This window comes from Fructilactobacillus sp. X3R2C1 (assembly GCF_059901235.1).
Genome location: NZ_JBWXVA010000078.1, coordinates 1 through 241, shown reverse-complemented (window position 1 = coordinate 241; position 241 = coordinate 1). Strand labels below are relative to the sequence as shown.

General features: G+C 67.2%; 1 protein-coding gene. It reads left to right on the top strand.

The genetic code is table 11. The annotated features are described in order from the left end of the window. Positions 1-59: 59 nt before the first annotated feature. The coding region (locus tag AC6UDB_RS07230) for a hypothetical protein (RefSeq protein WP_500709589.1) at positions 60-241 on the top strand (182 nt) is incomplete at its 3' end.

The window sequence follows — 241 nt, the reverse complement described above, 5'->3', positions numbered from 1 at the left end:
CCCCCGACCTGTCTGGGCTTGACCTATACGCCCTCCAGGGCGACCAACTTCTGCGTCAGTTGCACCACGGGCGCCAGGCCGGCAATGCCAGCCCGACCCTGCGTGGCAGCGACCATGTACTGCCCCTGCCCAACAGCAGGCAACCACTGGACATCTACCTGCGCCTGGTCTCCGAGCACCAGTTGCGCCCGGCCATCAGCCTTGAACCTGCGGCCGTAGCCGCCTCGGACCATAGCCAGCC